Origin of the sequence: Microcystis sp. LE19-10.1B (genome assembly GCF_027530565.1) — a bacterium.
Classification (GTDB): Bacteria; Cyanobacteriota; Cyanobacteriia; order Cyanobacteriales; family Microcystaceae; genus Microcystis; species Microcystis aeruginosa.
In genome coordinates, this window is the sequence record NZ_JAPZQM010000320.1 from 1 (window position 1) to 3,186 (window position 3,186).

The 3,186-nt window shown below is 44.5% G+C and carries 3 protein-coding genes and 1 pseudogene; 1 reads left to right on the plus strand and 3 read right to left on the minus strand.

Annotation, left to right across the window (positions count from 1 at the left end; translation table 11 throughout):
* From O9332_RS11425 to O9332_RS11435, 3 genes and pseudogenes are all read right to left on the minus strand, one after another.
* A pseudogene (locus O9332_RS11425) lies at window positions 1–213 on the minus strand (NB-ARC domain-containing protein); the annotation flags it as partial.
* A 153-nt stretch (window positions 214–366) separates the two neighbouring features.
* On the minus strand, window positions 367–759 hold the full coding sequence (locus tag O9332_RS11430) for a hypothetical protein (RefSeq protein ID WP_103111773.1): 393 nt from the start codon (window positions 757–759) through the stop codon (window positions 367–369).
* Between the two features lie 108 nt (window positions 760–867).
* Window positions 868–2,673: an aspartate kinase gene (locus O9332_RS11435; protein ID WP_069475262.1), complete on the minus strand. Its 1,806-nt coding sequence runs from the start codon at window positions 2,671–2,673 to the stop codon at window positions 868–870.
* 264 nt (window positions 2,674–2,937) lie between these two features.
* Here O9332_RS11435 and O9332_RS11440 point away from each other — a divergent pair.
* Window positions 2,938–3,186, plus strand: a 249-nt coding sequence (locus tag O9332_RS11440) for a hypothetical protein (protein WP_288025570.1), incomplete at its 3' end; no start/stop codon positions are given.

The window sequence follows — 3,186 nt, forward strand, 5'->3', positions numbered from 1 at the left end:
TTGCCAACAATAACGAATTTTTACGTCTAATTCTCCCTCATCCGGTAAAGTTAATTTGAGATGTACCCGCGCAAAATCTAAAATAGAAGTACCGATAAAACCGCCGTCACTTTCTGCCACATTTAACCAACATATACCCCCCGGATAGGCTTTTTCCCGCCATTGTTGCCAGCCAAACCATCTGGCTAGTTCGGTTTTACCTATGCCTCCCATTCCCGTTAAGGTAGATATAGCAAGCTTTTGGGATTGTTGTAATTGCTTTTTTAAGTCAATTAATTCCTGATTCCTACCAACAAATTCAGGGATATTACTATTAGATAAATTGTGAGGATGTTGTTTAACCTGTTCCTTAACAGGCGGCTGCAGTCAGGTTTTATTGATGTTTATATTTTCTGCTTGATAAACTTCACTAACCTGACCCTGATTCTGTAAATTTTGACCTCCAGAATTAGCCTGGTTCATACTACTACTATCCTGAATTTTCAAGGATTGAATTTCTGTTGCTAAACCCTTGACTTTTTCGGCGAAATCTGCTTCATCATTCATGGCAACCTTTAAATAATCTGCTACTTTTTCTAGATCAGTTTTTGACCCTTTTTCAGCAGCTTGTAAAGCTTTTTCAGCCTTAGGATTAGCTTTAAGTTTATTCCAGATGATTTGCCGCAAAGTATTAATTTTTTCTAGAGCAGCTTCGGTAAATTTTTCTACAGTAGTCTGAAATACCAAAGCAACAATTGTCGCCACTGTTATCGGTTCCATAGATAAAATCGGGGTGATGAGGGTTAACTTATTTATCTGGTTTTTGGGGGGTATAAGTTGCCAACAATTAAACAACTCTTACCCCCATCATAGAACTTGTAATTTCATTTAGGCGGGTACTTCAATTTTACCCTGTCCGGCCAATCCAAAAGCGGCGTGAACCACTTGTAGGGCCCTGACTCCATCTTCCTGATTCACCACACAACTGATTTTTATATCAGAAGTAGCAATCATCAAAATATTAATTTTCTCCTTTGCTAAAGCTTCAAAAAAGCGTGCTGCTACCCCCGGTTGTCCTTCCATTCCCGAACCAACAATGCTCACTTTGGCCACATCATTATTAACCACCACTTCCTGTAAACCCAAACTTTCCGATAGTTCTAAGAGGATTTTTTGGGCTAAATTAGCATCAGCTTGGGGTAAAGTAAAAGCGATATCCCGTCGGGGAATACCATCGACAATGCGACAGCGTTGGGATTGAATAATCATATCAACACTGACATTTTTTGCCGCTAAAACCGAGAAAATTCTCGCCGCCATCCCGGGGCGATCGGGGACGTTACGAATGGCCATTTGGGCCTGATTATTATCTAGGGCCACTCCCCGTACTGGGACTAAATTTTTAGGGATTTCGCAATGAGCAACTTTAGCAGAATACTCCACTTGAAAAGCATCACAAAGGACTTTAATTGCTTTTTCTCCGTCCGCTTCATCGATGACACAACTGACTTTTACTTCAGAAGTGGAGATCATTTCGATATTAATTGCCGCTGCGGCCAAAGTGCTAAATATTTGGGCAGCAATTCCCGGCCGGCCGATCATACCGGCGCCGGTAATGGCGATTTTAGCGGCCCCGGATTCGATAATCACTTCCGCTTCCTCTGTATTAGTGGGATGGGAACGTAAAACCGGTGCGATCGCTTCGGCCACGGATTGGGCTTTTTTTAAGGCATTTCCCATCACCGTAAAGGCGATATCGTTGCTGTCCCCCTCGTGAATCGATTGAATAATTAAATCCACGTCCACCTGTTGATGAGCGATTTCCCCGAATAAACGGGCAGCGATACCGGGACGATCAGGAACCCGTAAAAGGGCGATTTTCGCCTGATTGCCCTCAAATTCCACCGCATCCACTGCTTTTGTCAATTCCAATCCTTGCAGGGTGCGCGGTTTCGGTGCCGGGGATGTCACCCAAGTACCCGGATCCTCTGTCCAACTGGAGCGGACAACCAAGGGAACCCCGAAATTTTTAGCGATTTCCACCGCTCGCGGGTGGAGAACTTTCGCCCCTAAACTGGCTAATTCGAGCATCTCATCGCAGGTGATTTGGTCTAAAAGACGCGCTTCGGGGACTAAACGGGGGTCAGTGGTGAGAATACCGGGTACATCGGTGTAAATTTCGCAAAAATCGGCTTTTAATGCGGCTGCTAGGGCCACGGCCGAGGTATCGGACCCACCGCGCCCTAGGGTGGTAATCTCTAGTTGATCGCTATCGCTGACACCTTGAAAACCGGCCACAACAACTACTTTACCCTCCGATAGATGTCGGGAGAGGCGATCGGTTTTAATTTCTAAAATACGGGCCCGACTATGTTCGGATTCCGTGACAATTCCCACTTGAGCGCCGGTTAGGGAGATGGCCGGTTGTCCGATTTCCTCTAGGGCCATACTCATCAAGGCGATCGTTACCTGTTCCCCCGTGGATAATAACATATCCATCTCCCGGCGCGAGGGTTCGGCGGCGATTTGTTTGGCTAAATTGACCAATCCATCGGTGGTTTTACCCATGGCAGAAACGACCACCACCACGGTGTTTCCTGCTATTACCGTATTTTTGACCCGTTGAGCGACCGATTGAATGCGTTCCACGGAACCTACCGATGTACCACCGTATTTTTGGACAATTACAGCCATAGTTGTCAGCGCTAGAGACTTTCTATCTTTGTTCAATCTCCAACTTATCAAAATTCCTAACGATAAGTGGTTTTGGTTAACATTCCTTATGTTTTATCAAATGCCGACTATCTAAATTAATCCTTAAGACTGCACCGGAGAAGGGAGCGCCGGAGCTAGGTTAAGGCAGTCCGAGCATTTGTACTAAAATGTCAATAGGCAGTTTAAATACAGTACATTTATGCTATTAATAATATTTTGGCTCTCTTAGGTTTGGTGGGTATTATGAAAGATATTTTAATGTTAGATACAGTAATAATTATCAATTCTGATCCCCCCGCCTATCGGCACCCCCCTTATCAAGGGGGGCAGGGGGGATCGAATCTAAAATCCATTTTTAATCTCTTCGGGTCTAATTCCCCGCCGCTCGCGGCGTACAATAGAAAAATGAGTGAATACATCCATAAGAGCCATAATGTAAGTGTTTTGCTATATCATTTAGTGTTCCCAGCCAAATATCGTAAAGCCGTTTTC